We start from the raw sequence: 15,416 nt of genomic DNA on the forward strand, positions 1-15,416 counted from the left end.
CCATGTCGCTGCCCACCCGCATCGGACCGCTGGATGGCGGTAGGTCAACTGACGTCAGCCCGCTACCGCCACTGACCGATTGGTTGCTGCTCAAGGGCCGGCTCCTGGCCGCGATCTCGGCCTGCCGGGCGGCCAGTGCCTGCTGCTCGTTCCGGCTGATGAGCACGTACCCGGTCGTGGCGACGACGAGCGCGAGCGCCGCGATCAGCGCCTGGACACGTCGAGCTCAACTGCATCGTGCTGTGGAACACCGTCTACATGGACCGCGCCTTGGCCGAGCTGTGCGCCCAGGGCTATCCGGTGCTCGTCGAGGACGTGCCGCGGTTGTCGCCGTTCGTGCGCCACCACATCAGCATCGACGGGCACTACAGCTTTCACCTACCCGACCTCGGCGGCAGCCACCGTCCGTTGCGTGACCCGGACGCCGAAGACGACGCATAGGGCTTGCCGCCGGCCGGCCGGGATCGGCCGCTACACTGGGCGATCAGCCAGACCAGCCGTATCCGCCCGATCTTTCCCCAGTACTACGGGGACCCCACCTCGACATCGAGGGTGTGCGCGACCCGAACACGTCCCCTGGATCGACCCGACCCATCTGGCTTGACGAACGGCCCGGTGTCAGCGGCTTCACCGCTCAGAAATCCTCCGCCACGTCGTCAGTTCTGGTAGCCCCTCGCCACCTGCGGAAGGATTGACGACCATGACCGGCGCCAGACTGCTAGGCGACGACGAGGCCGCGTTCATCGCCGCGGCCCGCTCAAATGACGCAGTACAGTTCGCGCTCCTCACCGAGCGCCACCGGCGTGAGCTGCAGGTGCACTGCTACCGGATGCTCGCGAACTACGAGGACGCCCAGGACATGACGCAGGAGACGTTCCTGCGGGCGTGGAACAAGCGGGAGTCGTTCAAGGGCCACGCTGCGCTGCGGACCTGGCTGTACCGGATCGCGACGAACGCCTGCCTCGACTTCCTGGAGAAGCGCGACGACCGCACACCCGTGCCTGCCGAGCTGCCGGACGCGGGCTCGGAAGTACGCTACCTGCAGCCCTACCCGGACCGGATGCTCCCGGAGGACCCGCAGGAATCGGTGGTGGCGCGGGAGACGATCGAGCTGGCGTTCATCGTCGCCGTCCAGCACCTGCCGCCGCGGCAGCGGGCGGTGTTCATCTTGCGCGACGTCCTCGGCTGGCCGGCGTCGAAGGCCGCCAACGCCCTCGAGCTGACCGTCGCATCGGTGACCAGCGCACTGCAGCGGGCGCGCGTGACGATGCGCGAGCAGCTGCCCGACCGCCGCCTCGACTGGCGGAGCCCCGCCACCCACGAGCTGTCGGATGACGAGCGCGGCGTGGTGAAGTCGTATATGGACGCCCATGAGCGCAACGACCTCAACGGGCTGATGGCCCTGCTGCGCGACGACCTGCGCTTCGCGATGCTGCCCGACCCGGGCACCTTGATCGTCACGGCCAAGGACGCGGTGGACGGCTGGGTCTCCGGTGGGCTCTTCCAGCGCGGCTACGACGACTGGCGCTGCATCGCCACGACGGTCAACCGCATGCCTGCCGCCGCGCTGTACCTCCGCACCCCCGACGACCCGGAATACCGCTTGTTCAACATCGCGGTCCTGCACATCGTCGACGGGAAGATCGCCGAGCTCACCGGATTCGACGCCACCGACAAACCATGGCTGAGCCTGCCCGCGACGCTGTGATCAGACAAGTCCCCATCGTCGACCAGTCCAGCGCACGGGCCGGCGTCACCGTCGTCCTCATCTTCAGCGAGTCGGTCAACAGCTCACTCGGAACGCAAGGAAGGGCCGGGAAAAGGTTCCCTCATCGCCGAGGGTCACGGTGAGCACGCCAGGAAGGATTTCGACCTGGCCTTACGAGCCGAGCATTCGGCCCGTGCTCATCGCCTCGTCTCGTATCGGGTCAGCACCACGCCGCCGGGAAATGTCCGCCTCTCGACCACGTTCAGGTTCACCCAGCTGTCCAGCGCGGTGAAGAACGGCGTGCCGCCGCCCACCAGGACCGGCGCGGTGACCAGCACGTACTCGTCGATCAGCCCGGCCCGCATGGCCGCCGCGGCGAGCGTGGCGCCGCTGATGTCCATGGGGCCGCCGTCGTCGGCCTTGAGCCTGGTGATCTCGGTGACCGCGTCGCCGGTGACCAGGCGGGTGTTCCAGTCGACCTTGTCGATCGTCGATGAGAACACCACCTTCGGCATGTCCCGCCAGCGGTCGGCGAACTCGATCTCCGCCGGTGTGGCACCCGGCTGCTTGCCGGCGGTCGGCCAGTGGGAGCTCATCGTCTCCCACAGCTTGCGCCCGTACAGCGCCAGGCCCGTCGCGTCCACCCGGTCGGACCACCACTGGAACAGCTCGTCGCTCGGCACGCCCCAGCCGAGGTCGTCGCCGGGCGCGGCGATGTAGCCGTCCAGGCTCATGTTCATGGCGAAGGTCAGTTTCCGCATCGTGCCAGCCTCTCGTGAGTCGATCTCACACATACAGACGGGCGCGGCGCGGAAACCTAATCGGTGCGCGATCCGCGTCCGCAGGTAGTCTTCGCGTTCCGGACTCAGCACGGCGTACTCGGCGGCTCGGGCACCACCGACCGGATCTCGATTTCACCCTCGCAAACGCCTGGTCACACAGCTACAGCGCCGGGCCCTCTCACCGCGCTGGAGAGGCCAGTGGGGTCCAGCGTGGGGCCGCTACTGGGCCACCGCGTAGTCCGGCCCGGTCATCGCCGGCCTTCGGCTCTGCGCCCGGCGGGGTCGCGTTGCCAGCAGCCCGGCCAGCAGCCGGCGGGGCCGGCGGCCCTGCTCGATCGGCGACTCGCCGGGCTCCGACCGGGCGTGGCTGCTGCGGCGGACGGGACACTCCCCGGTGCGACCCCGGGCGACGGGGGGAGCGCGCCTGGTTCGCCCTTACCCCCGCGACCATATGAGCCACGCCGGGGAGCCGGATCCCGATGGCGCCGGTAGCTCTCATGACGACCGTGCGGTTCGCGGTGATCAGGTGGCCTTGCCGCGGGCGATGTAGAGGTTCATGTCGGTGAAGTCGAGGGTGATGTTGTAGGGCTTGTAGAAGCAGTGGAAGAAGGCGGTCGGCACGTCGAACCCCAAGGGGGCGAGCTCGGCCCCTGGGTGGTTCTCGCAGTAGATCTCCTTGGCGGCGGCGTCGCCGAGGCGGATCTCCTTCGGGTAGCAGGGGTAGGTGACGGCTGGGTGGCTGTGCGCGAAAGTCCCGATCGGGCGGTCGTGGTCGCTGCGGATCCCCAACTGCTTGGCCGTGTCGCCGAACACGACCGCGGCCATCTCGCCCCTTCCGCCGAAGTTCACGCCCACCACCCCTGTGCGAGAGCCGGCGACGCCGGCGATGCTGCCCCTGCTGTGCAGATATTGCTCACGGGCCAGCCACAGCGGCAGGGGCTCCGCGCCCGCCCTTATCGCGGCGGCGCGTGCCTTCCTGGCCGTTTCGGGGGTTCTGCGGCGCAGGATCAGCGACCGGCCCGCGTAGTCGAAGGTGGTCAGCAAGTGGTAGAAGACCCACGTGCCGATCAGGCCGTCGCTGTCGGTGTCGGTGTCCTCGCCCGACTCCGTCGACGACCAGCCCACGGGTACGTTGCGCAGTTCGATGCCGCCCAGCTTGAAGGAGTCCAGCACCCCGTAGTACGCCCATATGGTGCCGCCCTCGTAATCGATCTTCTGGCTGGCGACCGGGCTCAGCCCGGCCTCCTTGGCCACCGACGCGCGCATGCTCAGATTCGGGGCACCGGTGTAGAACATGAAGCGCTTCGGCGGCCCGCCGTTGACCGAGGCCTCCACCAGCGGAATCGGGTCCGTCTGCTGCCATGGCAGCCGCGCGATGTCGCCGCGGATCTGATACGGCTCGCCGCGGACTGCCGCGAACCACTTGGCGTAGGCTTTCTCGCCGGCCGCTTGCCAGTGTGGTGCGGACAGGGAGAGTTTGTCCTGTCGGATGTAGCAGTCGCCCAGGAAGTAGTTGGCGTCCTTGTCGTCGGGCGCCAACTTGACGGCTATCTTGAGGTATTTCTCGGCGTCGGGAAACTTGTTGGCCAGGAGCCCGACATAGCCGCGCCGGCGGGCCGCGTGCAGGTTCGTGGGGTCTGTTTTCAGGATCTTCTCGTACGCGCGGCCGGCCTGCTCGAACTTCCCGGCCTTGAACAGCGCGTCCGCGTCACCGCTGCCGGCCAGCGCCGTGGCCGCCCCGCCCAACAGCGGCGCCGTCGCGGCCGCACCGGCCATCACCGCGGCGCCTCGCAACACTGAACGCCGGTCCCATTCTCCGTCACTTACCAACGCCTTCTGCCTTTCGTGATCATCTTGGCTAGAACTTTCAGCCGACCGAGGCCGTCACCGTGCCGCAGCCCACCTCCGGCTTGTCCGGACACGGCTCCCCGTCCGCAGTGGACGGTTCGGGCCAAATCGGCTCAAGGCACTCCCGCACGGCCGGTCACCACTAATGGACAACACCCACGACACGCCGCCCCGGGTTTCGCCGCACGCTCCGTAACTCACCCGCGGTTCGCCCGCCGACCCGTCCACTGTCGGCCAGCCGTGTCCCCGCCTCGTCCGCGCCGCGTCATGGTCGTGTCACGGCCGCAACCGACGGTGGCAGCCGTCGAGAAACCGCGGCATACGGCAGACAACGCGCGCACATTCGGCACCGATCGTCGTCGGTGATGAAAGAGCCACGCGCCCTTCCACCCGGCCCTGAGACCGGCCGTACGCCGCGGTCACACTGGTACTGGCCATGCTCCTGCTGGTCCCGGTCGAGCGGATCACGCCGCGCCAGGCGTACATGCTCGCGTCGGTGCCCCAGTTGACGGTGACCAGATCCAGAGCCCCGAGGCCCGTCCAGATCAGGCACACCGTCGGCGAAGTCGGCGATCAGCCCGCCATCCAGCAACTCGGCGCCTGGCGGACCGCTCCACCTGCTCACTCCCCACCCGGCGCCCGCCTACAAGGGGTGGGACCGGAGTACGCCAGACAGCCCCGCCCGTAGCTTCCAGCAAAACCAACGACTGGCTTTTGATCTTGGTGTGGCGGGTCATCACCGCGGCGAAGCGGAGGTTGGCGCGGATGACGGTAAAGCTGTTGTCGCGGCTGTGGCGCACACGCTTGAATCGGCAGGCCACCACGGCCAACTGCGGATGAGTCGGAAGGAGGAGGCGCTTCATGAGTGAAGCGTTCTACTCGCACGCCAGGCTGTACGACCTCATGTTCCCGGGCGGCGGGCCCGCAGTCGACTTCTACCGGGCCGACGCCAATCGGCAAGGCGGGCGCGTATTGGAACTCGGGTGCGGCACCGGGCAGAAGCTGATCCCCATCGCGTCCGACGGGCATCCGTGCGTCGGCATGGACCTCTCGTCAGACATGCTGGCTGAGGCTCAGCGTAAGGCGAACGAGCGCGGTGTGGCGGTGGAATGGATGCAGGGCGACATGCGGGCCTTCGAGCTGGGCCGCACATTCGACTTCGTGTTCATCACAGCCAATTCCCTACTGCATCTGCATGATGCTGAGGATCTGGTGAGCTGCTTCCGGTCGGTTCGACGACACCTGGCGCCTGGAGCACGGTTCGTCTTCGATGTGTTCAACCCGAGCGTGCGCCTCCTTGCCGAAGCCGATGGCGTGCGGCGCACCCGGGAGTCGTTGTCGTTCATGGATCCTGACCGTGGCAACGTTAGCGTCGATGTCGCTGAGATCTACGATGCGCCGGCGCAGGTCACACGCGGGACGTGGCACCTCTCGACTGACTCCGAGCCCGACTTCGTCGTCGCACCGCTCGAAATCAGGAGCATCTTCCCGCAGGAGCTGCCGCTGCTCGTCTCGCTCGGCGGCCTTCGGCTCGTCGAGCGCTTCGGCGACTGGTCCGGTCGGCCATTTGGCGTGGATACGCCGCTTCAACTCTGTGTCTGCGAGTCCGCGTGACTGAAGGCGAGAGCACAGTCTCGGTCAAGCAAAACTCGTCCTGGCGAACGACACGCATCCCGCACCGTCGACAGGCACTTCTACAGCCCGCGTCCTACCGGGGGGTGCTTGTAACGATGCCGTGGCCGAGTAGCTGTGTGTAGTCGTCTCCGCCGCCGCCGGAGCAGCCCGCACATCATCCTCCGCCGAGAACACATCCCGAGTCGCCACAAACAGACCGCTCCACATCGGACGCCGACAAGCCGACGGCACCCTACGTGATATCTCCAGCCGGACAAACACCCAGCTCAACCCAAGATTAAAAGCCAATCGTTGGTTTTGCTGGAAGCTACGGGCGGGCCAGACACCTGCCGATAGGGCCGGTAGCCGCTGGAACGGCACTGACACCGTCTCCGGTGATCGTCACCGACGCGGCGAACCGCGCGCCTTGTTCCCCCGGCGGACCCTCCGCCTGTCGGGCCGAGTGGCCACTTTCAAGACCAAGGTTCTGTGACATCCGTGCATACGAGTTAGGGCATCGACACTGATCTTGCGCATTTGGGCGGCCGTGCGGAGTGTCCGGTATGCCGTTCCTATGGTGACGTCATCTCGGTCGAGGTCGGTTGGTGCCTTGGGGTATGGCCGGCGGCCTGGCGGCTACGAGGGGTTGGTGGCGGCGAGGTAGGCGGCGTTCAGGCGCTGGCGAACGCTTGGTGATCGCGCTGGGAGTCTGGAGCCAAGGTGCTCGTGGCGAAGCTCGTCCATGAACTCTTGCCAGAGCGCGGGGCCGCCTTGTTCAAGCAGTTCGGCGCGAGCGTTGAGCGCGCTGCTTGTGGGTCGGTGGCGAAGTCCCCAGCTGCCCAGCTGTGCGAACAGGGGGATGAGTTGGATCGCGGGTTCGGTCAGGCTGTAGCGTGCCCGCTGGCCGGCTCGGGTGTCCTCACGGGTGAGCAGTCCCGACGTGACCAGTCGCTTGAGTCGGTCGGCGAGAATATTCGAGGCGATGCCCTCGATCGAGCCGGCCTGCAGCTCTCGGAAGTAGCGGCGGTCTGCGAAGACGATGTCGCGCAGGACGATCAGGCTCCAGCGATCGCCGAACACCTCGATGGCGGCGTTGATCGGGCACTCCGACCGCGGCTCCTTCGCTTCGCCCATAGTGCTTGCAATCTACCACCGCCAGGTACTACCGTCTCGACGAGCGATTGCAGATCACAAGCGGAAAGGGGCCACCGTGCTGAGGCAGGTCGCGGAGGGCGTGCTGGTCCACGAGAGCGAGTTCGTGCAGAGCAACGCCGTTGTCGTGCACGGCCGCGCCGGCGTGTTGCTCATCGACCCCGGGGTGCAGGACCACGAGATGACCTGCCTCGCAAGCGACCTGTCCGATTCGGGCCAGACCGTTGTGGCGGGCTTCTCGACGCATCCGCATTGGGATCACCTGCTCTGGCACGCCCAGCTCGGCGCGGCCCCTCGTTACGGCACGGCGCGCTGCGCGGCCACTGTCCGGGATGAGCTGTCCGACCCGGGTGCGAAGGCCGAGATAACCGCCCACCTGGAACCGACGGGCATCGCCGAGCAGGTCCCGCTGGACCTGTACGGCCTCATCACAGCCCTGCCCACTGGGACGGCGCGGATTCCGTGGGATGGCCCTCAAGTCCGGATCATCGAGCATCAAGCGCATGCACCGGGCCATGCGGCGCTGTTCATCGAAGAACGCGGAGTTCTCGTCGCCGGCGACATGCTCTCTGATGTCTTGATTCCGATGCTCGACTTGAACGGCACCGCTGACCCGATCGAGGACTACCTCGCCGCGCTGCGACTGCTGGAGAATGTGGCAGACGATGTCGATGTCGTCGTCCCTGGCCACGGGTCAGTCGGCGGAGCTGATCAGGTACACGCACGGATCGAGCGGGATCGGGCGTACGTGCTCGCCTTGCGTAAGGGCCATGTACCCAGTGACCCGCGGGTCGGCCCATCGGCTAAGCCCGGCTGGGAGTGGGTAAGCGATGTGCACAACGGGCAAGCCCAGCGCCTCGCCCGGCGAAGCGAGCGCGACGGGACGCCCGGCTAGCTCGCGGTGGTGCCGGCCCAGCGATTCCACCGCTTCGTCGAGAAACGGCGACCGGTCCAGCCACACGGCCCGCTCCACGATCACCGGCCGCACCGCAGAGGCGAGATGTTGCGCGGACGGGCGAGTTCCGGCGCCGCGGGCGCCCGTGTCACATGCGCCGGCTCGTTCCGTGACCGAAACACCACGGATTCCGAAGTACGGGTGCGGCAAGGGCGGGAAGATGCGCTTCAGGGGATCGAGTTATTGCGTTGAACAGCTTCGACGCTTCCCATGTCGAAGACGGTTCCCTCCGGGTCGCCCCGTAAGCACTTGGCGGCAGTGTCGATATTTGCGTCGGCTGGTGGGTGGATTGGACGGGGTCTTGGGTGCAAGCGGCACTGGTAAGTAGCGCTGTCATAAGTAAAACGCCGCACTCGGCAACGCGCCCCGCTGACCTGTCCCGCCGGCGCGGCGACCTTCGTGACCGCAGCGGAAAGCGCGCGGATCGCGGGATGAGGATGTCGGCCTGGGACCGGCAGCGGAGCAGACCTCCGGGCAGTATCTAGTTAGGCGACCGGATCGCGTCCCAGCCGGTGATGTCGCACTGACCGTGCTCGTTGTTTCCGGCGGCGACGACTGTTCCGTCTGCGCGTAGTCCGAGAGTGTGGGTGGATCCGGCCGCCACCGCGACGATCTCGCGCCAGTCGGCTACGTCGCGCTGGCCGGAATCGTTGCTGCCCACGGCCACGACTCGGCCGGCCGCGGTGACTCCGACGGTGTGGTAGCTCCCAGCCGCCACTGCCACAACGTCCCTCCAAGCACCGACATCACAGGCGCCCGTCGATTGATCCCCGACCGCAAGAACGCGTCCGTTGTTGGTGAGACCGACCGTGTGAAGGTAGCCGGCGGCGACGGCGGCAACGTCACGCCATGTGTCGACCGCGCACTGCCCACGGCGATCGTTCCCCACGGCAACGGTGCTCCCATCGGCTCTGAGGCCCACCGAATGCCAGTCGCCGCAAGCCAACGCGACAACCTCACGCCATTGGCCCACGTTGCATGCTCCCTCGCGGAGCCGTCCCGCGGCCAGCACGGTGCCGTCACCAACCAGCCCCAAGGTGCGGCGCCAGCCCGCGGCGACAAGGGTCACGTCGCGCCATGACGCGACGTCACACTGCCCGTCACCGTTCCAGCCCGTCGCCATCACCGTGCCGTCCGCGCGGAGGCCGACGCTGTGGGACCGTCCAGTGTTCGACGCCGTATGCACGTTGCCCGCCGCTACGGCGACCACATGGACCCAATCGTCGACTCGACACTCACCAGATGACCCCGTGCCGGTCGCAACCACGGTGCCGTCGGCGCACAGCCCCAACGAGTGTCGTCGTCCAGCGGCGATGACAGGACTACTCACGTGCACAGATTACAGATACAGGACCCTGGGCAGATCTTGCCCGCTCCATACCTCCAGGCTGATGAGCGTCGCGCGCGAAGTCGTCGAGATTCCGGCGCTTCAGCCTCATCGGCTGGATCCGGGTACGCGATCAAGGGCGGACCGTATCGGCGCGCTACGCGTGCGGCGCCTCGTCGGGGTTGCGCTACGGACGGCGCCCGCCGGCGAGGTGCGGCCCGATGGCGTCGTGGGCAGAGATCTCCCGGATGTGGATGGTGGTGATCACCCGCACGATGTCCGGCCAGTGCCGGGCGATCTTGCCCAGGTCGCTGCGGCCCCGGGCGGTGCGATCGAGATAGCCGTAGTCGGCGGGTGGCGTCGATGCGCCACAGCTTGGTGTCGGGCAGGTCGGGCAGGTCGGCCAGCACCGGCCGGCAGTCAAGCCGAGCAGTGTCACGATGCCGAAGATCAAGTCCGAGTAGGACCCCTGGTCGCTGATCAGGACTTCGGGTCGGGGGCCGCCGTGCGGATCGCAGATCAGCTCGACGAAGTGCAGGGTGTCGCGCGGGGTACCCGACAGCACCGAGGGGGGAGTAGCGTGAGGCAATGGATCGTCGTATCTTCGGCCTGGAGAACGAGTACGGCGTCACGTGCACGTTCAGGGGCCAGCGCAGGCTGTCCCCCGACGAGGTGGCCCGGTACCTGTTCCGGCGGGTCGTGTCCTGGGGCCGATCGAGCAACGTCTTCCTGCGCAACGGCGCCCGTCTGTACCTGGACGTCGGCAGCCATCCCGAGTACGCCACGCCCGAGTGCGACAGCGTGATCGAACTGGTCACGCATGACAAGGCGGGGGAGCGCATCCTGGAGGGCCTGCTCGTCGACGCCGAGAAGCGGCTGCGCGAGGAGGGCATCGCCGGCGACATCTACCTGTTCAAGAACAACACCGACTCGGCCGGCAACTCCTACGGCTGCCACGAGAACTACTGTGTGGGCCGACACGGCGAGTTCGGGCGGCTGGCCGACGTGCTGATCCCGTTCCTGGTGACCCGGCAGATCATCTGCGGGGCGGGCAAGGTGCTGCAGACTCCGCGCGGCGCGGTCTACTGCGTCTCGCAGCGTGCCGAGCACATCTGGGAGGGCGTGTCGTCGGCCACCACCCGGTCGCGCCCGATCATCAACACCCGTGACGAGCCGCACGGTGACGCCGAGCGCTTCCGGCGGCTCCACGTCATCGTGGGCGACTCCAACATGAGCGAGTCCACCATGCTGCTCAAGGTCGGGGCCACCGACCTGGTGCTGCGCATGGTGGAGGCCGGCACGGTCATGCGCGACCTCAGCCTGGAGAACCCTATAAGGGCGATCCGGGAGGTGTCCCACGACATGACCGGCCGCAGGCGCGTGCGCCTGGCCAACGGGCGCGAGGCCTCCAGCCTCGAGATCCAGCGGGAATACCTGTCGAAGGTGAAGGACTTCGTCGAGCGCCGCGGCGGCGATGCGATCGCGCACCGGGTGCTGGAGCTGTGGGAGCGCACGCTGCACGCGGTCGACACCGGCAACCTCGACCTGGTGGCGCGCGAGATCGACTGGGTGACGAAATACCAGCTCATCGAGCGCTACCGCAACAAGTACGACCTGCCGCTGTCCTCGCCGAGGGTGGCGCAGCTCGACCTCGCCTACCACGACGTGCACCGCAAGAGGGGCCTGTTCTACCTGCTACAGCGCCGCGGCGCGGTGGAGCGGGTGGCCTCCGACATCAAGATCTTCGAGGCGAAGTCGGTGCCGCCGCAGACCACGCGTGCCCGGCTGCGCGGGGAGTTCATCCGAAAGGCGCAGGAGAAGCGGCGCGACTTCACCGTCGACTGGGTGCATCTGAAGCTGAACGACCAGGCCCAGCGCACGGTCCTGTGCAAGGACCCCTTCCGCAGCGTCGACGAGAGGGTCGACAAGCTCATCGCCGGCATGTGACCCAGCGGCCGGCCGGCACCGCGTCAATGGTGGCGGGCGAGCGCGCGGACCGGGTAAAATGATCTTCGGCGAGTCACAAGGCTTTGACCCTGAGCCAGTTGCCACCCCCTTCAGGGCCGGGCCGTCCCTGAATCCACCGCAGGAACGCATACCCCTGCCGGGGCAGGTGGCCGCTCACCGCTCCTCGATCCGGCGGGGAGCGGACGGCAGGCCACGGCGGCCGAGGAGGTCGTCCTTGTCGACATCGACACCTGCGGCGCTGCGGAAGAAGCGTTTCGAATCTCGACACCGCCATGACAGCGATGAAGGTCTCCTTCCTTCCGGCCCGGAGTCACTCTCCAGCCTGGAGGTAGTCGTGGACCAGCCGTACGGCCATGGAGCCTTCACCGACCGCCGCAGCCACCCTCTTGATCGACCCGCTCCGCACGTCCCCGGCCGCGAACACGCCCGCCCTGCTCGTCTCCAGCGGAAACGGCCGGCCGACGGAGTCGGGCACGCCTTCCTTGCCGGACCGGGTGGCGTCCGCGCCCGTCAGGATGTAGCCCCGCGGGTCGAGCGCGATCTCGTCGGCCAGCCAGGCGGTGTACGGCTCCGCGCCGATGAAGATGAACATCGCGCGGGCCTCGATCGTGGAACGCTCGCCGGTGACGTTGTTCTCGACGATGACCGCGGCGAGACTGTCTTCCCCCATCAGCTCCCGGACCTCGGTGTTCAGCATGATCTGGATCCGGGGGTGCCGTTCGATCTCGACGGCCAGGTAGCGGGACATGTTCCTGGACAGCGCGTCCTCGCGCACGAGCAGCCGGACGCGGGCGGCGTGCCGGGCCAGGAAGAGGGCGGCCTGGCCGGCCGAGTTGCCTCCGCCCACGACGATGATCGGGTCCCGCTCGCACATCTGGGCTTCGAACATGGTCGCCGCGTAGTAGACGCTCGTGGGCTCGAACCGTTCCAGGTTCCTGACGTCGAGCCTCCGGTAGCGGACGCCGGTCGCGACGATCAGGGTGCGCGCGTGGATCGTGCCGCCCTCCTCTACGGTGACGATGTGATCGCCCGCGTTCAGGTGCAGTCCGCATGCCTGTGCGGGGACGAAGAAACGCGCGCCGAACTTGCCGGCCTGGATCGCCGCCCGCTCCGCCAGCTCGCCGCCGGAGATCCCGGACGGGAAGCCGAGGTAGTTCTCGATCCGCGAGGAGGTGCCCGCCTGGCCGCCCGTCGCGACATCGTCCAGGACCATCGTCGCAAGGCCCTCCGACGCCCCGTAGACCGCCGCCGCCAGCCCCGCCGGCCCGGCACCGATGACGAGCAGGTCGCACCGGGTCTCCTGCACCCGTGGTGCGGACAGCCCGACCGCCCGGGCCAGCTCCGCGTTGCTCGGGTTGCGAAGCACCCTCTCACCACGCCAGATCACGACCGGGGTCTCCTGCGGGGTGACGCCCATGCTCAGCAGGAACCTCTCTGCCTCCTGGTCCTGCTCCAGGTCGATCCACCGGTGCGGCAGCCGGTTGCGTGCCGCGAACTCCCGCAGCCGCCGGGAGTCGGCCGAGAATCGGGAGCCGATGATGCGAAAGCCCGCCCCCAGTCCGATGAGCATCGTGCGGCGGATGAGGTAGGCCCGCAAGATGAGGTCGCCGAGTGCCGGATCCTCGGCGACCAGGCGGCGGAGCGCGTCCGCCGGCACGGCGAGGACCTCGCCGTCCTCGGCCACCACGCCGGTGACGAAGCCCACCTGGCCGGTGAGCACGTTGAGCTCTCCCATGAACCGGCCTGCCCCATGGACGCCGATCACCTGGTCGTCGGCTCCGAATCCCTCGACGGTCGCCACCTTGCCGGCCAGGACCGCGAAGAACTCGATGCACGGAAGGCCCTCCGCGTACAGGACCTCATCCTGGCGGACCCGGCGCCGCTCGCCGTGCGGGGCCAGCGCCTGCAGCTGCGCCTCACTCAGCCGCGGGTAGGCCCCCTGCGGGTCCGGCGTCTCGCGGACCTCAGGCGGCCAGCGCATCGTCCACCCATTCGCGTAGGACGGGAGCCGGCGCCGCGCCCGATCGCCGGGCGAGGACCCGGCCCTGATCGAACACGACAAGCGTCGGGATGGCCTGTACGGTGAAGCGCTCCGCGAGCCGGGGGGCTTGGTCCACGTTCACCTTCACCAGCTTCACGCGGCCGGCCAGATCGGCCGCGACCTGCTCCAGCGCCGGGGTGACCATGCGGCACGGCCCGCACCAGGGTGCCCAGAAGTCGACGACCACCGGGATCTGGGCCGCCTCGACGACCTCGCTGAAGTCGTCGTCCCCCGCCTCGGTGACCCAGGGAAGCGGCTGGTGGCAGTAGCCGCACTGCGGGATTCCTGAGGCGGCCCTGGGCAGCCGGTTCTTCCGTCCGCATTTCGAGCATTGGACGACGCTCGCGTCCTTGGCCTGTGACCGCATGGTCAGACCTCCGGATTCCCCTACGTACCGAGAGTGTGCCGCCGGTCAGTGCGACATTATGACCGCCCCGTCGAGGGCGTCGCCGGCGACCGGTTCGCCGGTCTCGGCGGCCGCTCGGTGACGAGCCGCTGCTCAGCCTCCTCCACATCCCCAAGCTATCTCCGCCGCCAAAGGCGCTTTGCAGCACCCCCCAACGCTGACCAGCGACTATCCCCGCGTGTGATCCCTTTCTGCCGTGATCAACCGGAGTGATCCGGGAGGAGTCGCGTGAACGAGTTGAAAGCACCGGGCAAGTCATTTGAGATTTCGAAACGTGCTGTCCAGACGGCGGGGGAGAACGTCAAGGCGAACAAGGGTGCATCCGGGGTGGACGGGATGTCCATCGAGGAATTCGAGAAAGACCTGAGGGGTAACCTCTGCAAGATCTGGAATCGGATGTCTTCGGGGACTTACTTTCGGCCTCCGGTTCAGGCTGTGGAGATCCCCAAGGCGCCGCTCGACGAGGCGGAACGCGGCTTCGAGCTCGGTCACGTCCAAGCAGGACAACTGCGAGAAGGTCGTCCTCAAACCCTGACGGCACCCGCATCGCGCCGCCGCGCGAGCGCGGTGGCCGGATGCGGGTCTATCCGGCGGCGCTGATCTGCGGTGCCCGCCGGCAGCGCGGACGAGCCCTGCCCCGGGGCGGGAACTACGCGTCCTTCTCGTCCCGCCAGCCGCCGGGTTCGGGATGGTAGCCGTAAGCGGCGGCCCGCACCGTGTCCTCGTCCTCCAGCCCGGAGCCGATCGCGCCGCCGACGGTGGCCGGCGAGCTGATGATCCAAGCCAGTATCGGGTAGTCGGGGAAATCGACCGGCCGCCGCAGGGTCTGGGCCAGCACGGATGTGTCGATCAGCAGCGCCGCGGCGAGTATCGTTCCGGCGAACAGCACCAGATAGGACACCGCGGTGGCCAGGGTGAGGGTGAGGACCGTGCCCAGGTCGAACAGCCGGGCCAGCTCAGCCGGTGTCTCCCGGTCCGGTTTCTCCCATAGGTCATGCGCAACCACGTCATGCGCAACGATCAGCCAGGCCACCAGCGCGGTCAGCCCGAGAAGCATGATCACGGTGAGGCGAAGTCCGCCAAGCGCATCGCCATCTGCCAGACGGTGTCGGTGGTGAGCGCGAACGCGGCCGTGCCAAAGGCGCCGACCAGCAGTTTGGACAGGCTCAGCAGAGCGCGCCCCGGGCGGTTGGCCCGGACCATTCCGATCACCAGCCGCACCCGGCCGATCAGCCGCGAGGCGACGTAGCCCAGTTCCCCGGCATCAGCCTCGCCGACCACCCGGTGAATGGCGGCAACCTGGCCGGCCAGCTCGGCCGGTGCCCAGCCGGCCAGCAGCACCCGCTCCTCGGAAGCGTCAGTGAGTAGCCGGCCCACGAGACCCGGAACGGCTGCCCGGACCGCTCGCAGCTGGCGCAACCCCAGCGCAGGCAAGGAGACTATCGCGACTCGGCGCCGGGTGGACGTCTGCGCGACCAGCGGCACCCGCTCGATGTACAGCGGCAGGTCGGTCAGGCAGATCGCGACGTCCCACCGGGCGTCGGCGCGCCGGCGGGCAAGATCGTCGAGCAGCGCCTCAACGCCGCCGACGCGGCGCGGAGCCACTTCACCTCCC

15 protein-coding genes and 1 pseudogene are annotated in these 15,416 nt (G+C 68.0%); 6 read left to right on the forward strand and 10 right to left on the reverse strand.

What is annotated here, in order from left to right; all coding sequences use genetic code 11:
* Nucleotides 1-237: 237 nt before the first annotated feature.
* Nucleotides 238-441: a Tn3 family transposase gene (locus ABD810_RS39330; RefSeq protein WP_344953098.1), complete on the forward strand. Its 204-nt coding sequence runs from the start codon at nt 238-240 to the stop codon at nt 439-441.
* Between the two features lie 259 nt (nt 442-700).
* The gene (locus tag ABD810_RS39335; RefSeq protein WP_344953100.1) at nt 701-1,708 is read left to right on the forward strand and encodes an RNA polymerase subunit sigma-70; all 1,008 of its coding nucleotides are present in this window, start codon (nt 701-703) and stop codon (nt 1,706-1,708) included.
* 197 nt (nt 1,709-1,905) lie between these two features.
* Here the strand turns inward: ABD810_RS39335 and ABD810_RS39340 are convergent, their stop codons facing one another.
* Both ABD810_RS39340 and ABD810_RS39345 read right to left on the reverse strand, forming a co-directional pair.
* On the reverse strand, nt 1,906-2,469 hold the full coding sequence (locus tag ABD810_RS39340; protein WP_344953102.1) for a dihydrofolate reductase family protein: 564 nt from the start codon (nt 2,467-2,469) through the stop codon (nt 1,906-1,908).
* Nucleotides 2,470-3,012: 543 nt separating this feature from the next.
* Nucleotides 3,013-4,266: an aspartyl protease family protein gene (locus ABD810_RS39345; RefSeq protein ID WP_344953104.1), complete on the reverse strand. Its 1,254-nt coding sequence runs from the start codon at nt 4,264-4,266 to the stop codon at nt 3,013-3,015.
* A gap of 933 nt (nt 4,267-5,199) precedes the next feature.
* On the opposite strand from ABD810_RS39345, the gene ABD810_RS39350 reads away from it, so the two are divergent.
* Entirely contained in the window at nt 5,200-5,952 is a 753-nt protein-coding gene (locus tag ABD810_RS39350; protein ID WP_344953105.1) for a class I SAM-dependent methyltransferase, read from the forward strand.
* A gap of 636 nt (nt 5,953-6,588) precedes the next feature.
* Here the strand turns inward: ABD810_RS39350 and ABD810_RS39355 are convergent.
* A complete protein-coding gene (locus tag ABD810_RS39355) occupies nt 6,589-7,086 on the reverse strand; it encodes a winged helix-turn-helix transcriptional regulator (protein ID WP_344953107.1) in 498 nt (165 codons plus the stop codon).
* A 76-nt stretch (nt 7,087-7,162) separates the two neighbouring features.
* Between ABD810_RS39355 and ABD810_RS39360 the strand changes: the two genes are divergently transcribed.
* Entirely contained in the window at nt 7,163-7,999 is an 837-nt protein-coding gene (locus ABD810_RS39360; protein ID WP_344953109.1) for an MBL fold metallo-hydrolase, read from the forward strand.
* Between the two features lie 541 nt (nt 8,000-8,540).
* Here the strand turns inward: ABD810_RS39360 and ABD810_RS39365 are convergent.
* The 3 genes and pseudogenes from ABD810_RS39365 to ABD810_RS39370 form a co-directional block, all read right to left on the reverse strand.
* Complete coding sequence (locus tag ABD810_RS39365; protein ID WP_344953111.1) at nt 8,541-8,783, reverse strand: hypothetical protein; 243 nt, start codon at nt 8,781-8,783, stop codon at nt 8,541-8,543.
* A gap of 48 nt (nt 8,784-8,831) precedes the next feature.
* Nucleotides 8,832-9,395: pseudogene (locus tag ABD810_RS41255) on the reverse strand (RCC1 domain-containing protein); the annotation flags it as partial.
* A gap of 178 nt (nt 9,396-9,573) precedes the next feature.
* Nucleotides 9,574-9,951, reverse strand: a complete 378-nt coding sequence (locus tag ABD810_RS39370; protein WP_344953113.1) for a Tn3 family transposase — start codon at nt 9,949-9,951, stop codon at nt 9,574-9,576.
* Between the two features lie 23 nt (nt 9,952-9,974).
* Between ABD810_RS39370 and pafA the strand changes: the two genes are divergently transcribed.
* Nucleotides 9,975-11,333, forward strand: a complete 1,359-nt coding sequence (gene pafA / locus ABD810_RS39375; protein WP_344953115.1) for a Pup--protein ligase — start codon at nt 9,975-9,977, stop codon at nt 11,331-11,333.
* A gap of 331 nt (nt 11,334-11,664) precedes the next feature.
* Here pafA and ABD810_RS39380 read toward each other — a convergent pair whose 3' ends face one another.
* A complete protein-coding gene (locus ABD810_RS39380) occupies nt 11,665-13,335 on the reverse strand; it encodes an FAD-dependent oxidoreductase (protein WP_344953117.1) in 1,671 nt (556 codons plus the stop codon).
* The gene (gene trxA / locus ABD810_RS39385; protein WP_344953119.1) at nt 13,319-13,762 is read right to left on the reverse strand and encodes a thioredoxin; all 444 of its coding nucleotides are present in this window, start codon (nt 13,760-13,762) and stop codon (nt 13,319-13,321) included. The genes ABD810_RS39380 and trxA overlap by 17 nt, the downstream gene beginning before the upstream one ends.
* A 267-nt stretch (nt 13,763-14,029) precedes the next feature.
* Between trxA and ABD810_RS39390 the strand changes: the two genes are divergently transcribed.
* Nucleotides 14,030-14,401 (forward strand): hypothetical protein, encoded by a 372-nt coding sequence (locus ABD810_RS39390; protein ID WP_344953121.1) that lies wholly within the window; start codon nt 14,030-14,032, stop codon nt 14,399-14,401.
* A gap of 49 nt (nt 14,402-14,450) precedes the next feature.
* Here ABD810_RS39390 and ABD810_RS39395 read toward each other — a convergent pair whose 3' ends face one another.
* Nucleotides 14,451-14,858, reverse strand: a complete 408-nt coding sequence (locus ABD810_RS39395) for a hypothetical protein (RefSeq protein ID WP_344953123.1) — start codon at nt 14,856-14,858, stop codon at nt 14,451-14,453.
* A 2-nt stretch (nt 14,859-14,860) separates the two neighbouring features.
* A complete protein-coding gene (locus ABD810_RS39400) occupies nt 14,861-15,406 on the reverse strand; it encodes a hypothetical protein (protein WP_344953125.1) in 546 nt (181 codons plus the stop codon).
* Nucleotides 15,407-15,416 lie beyond the last annotated feature (10 nt).

Source organism: Sphaerisporangium flaviroseum (genome assembly GCF_039537005.1).
GTDB lineage: Bacteria > Actinomycetota > Actinomycetes > Streptosporangiales > Streptosporangiaceae > Sphaerisporangium > Sphaerisporangium flaviroseum.

Bases quoted from the DNA above. Each gene is read 5' to 3' on its own strand.
- ABD810_RS39395 (WP_344953123.1), bottom strand. From the start codon at position 14,858: ATGCTTCTCGGGCTGACCGCGCTGGTGGCCTGGCTGATCGTTGCGCAT.
- ABD810_RS39345 (WP_344953104.1), bottom strand. From the start codon at position 4,266: ATGGCCGGTGCGGCCGCGACGGCGCCGCTGTTGGGCGGGGCGGCCACG.
- ABD810_RS39380 (WP_344953117.1), bottom strand. From the start codon at position 13,335: ATGCGCTGGCCGCCTGAGGTCCGCGAGACGCCGGACCCGCAGGGGGCC.
- pafA (WP_344953115.1), top strand. From the start codon at position 9,975: ATGGATCGTCGTATCTTCGGCCTGGAGAACGAGTACGGCGTCACGTGC.
- trxA (WP_344953119.1), bottom strand. From the start codon at position 13,762: ATGCGGTCACAGGCCAAGGACGCGAGCGTCGTCCAATGCTCGAAATGC.
- ABD810_RS39335 (WP_344953100.1), top strand. From the start codon at position 701: ATGACCGGCGCCAGACTGCTAGGCGACGACGAGGCCGCGTTCATCGCC.
- ABD810_RS39355 (WP_344953107.1), bottom strand. From the start codon at position 7,086: ATGGGCGAAGCGAAGGAGCCGCGGTCGGAGTGCCCGATCAACGCCGCC.
- ABD810_RS39340 (WP_344953102.1), bottom strand. From the start codon at position 2,469: ATGCGGAAACTGACCTTCGCCATGAACATGAGCCTGGACGGCTACATC.
- ABD810_RS39350 (WP_344953105.1), top strand. From the start codon at position 5,200: ATGAGTGAAGCGTTCTACTCGCACGCCAGGCTGTACGACCTCATGTTC.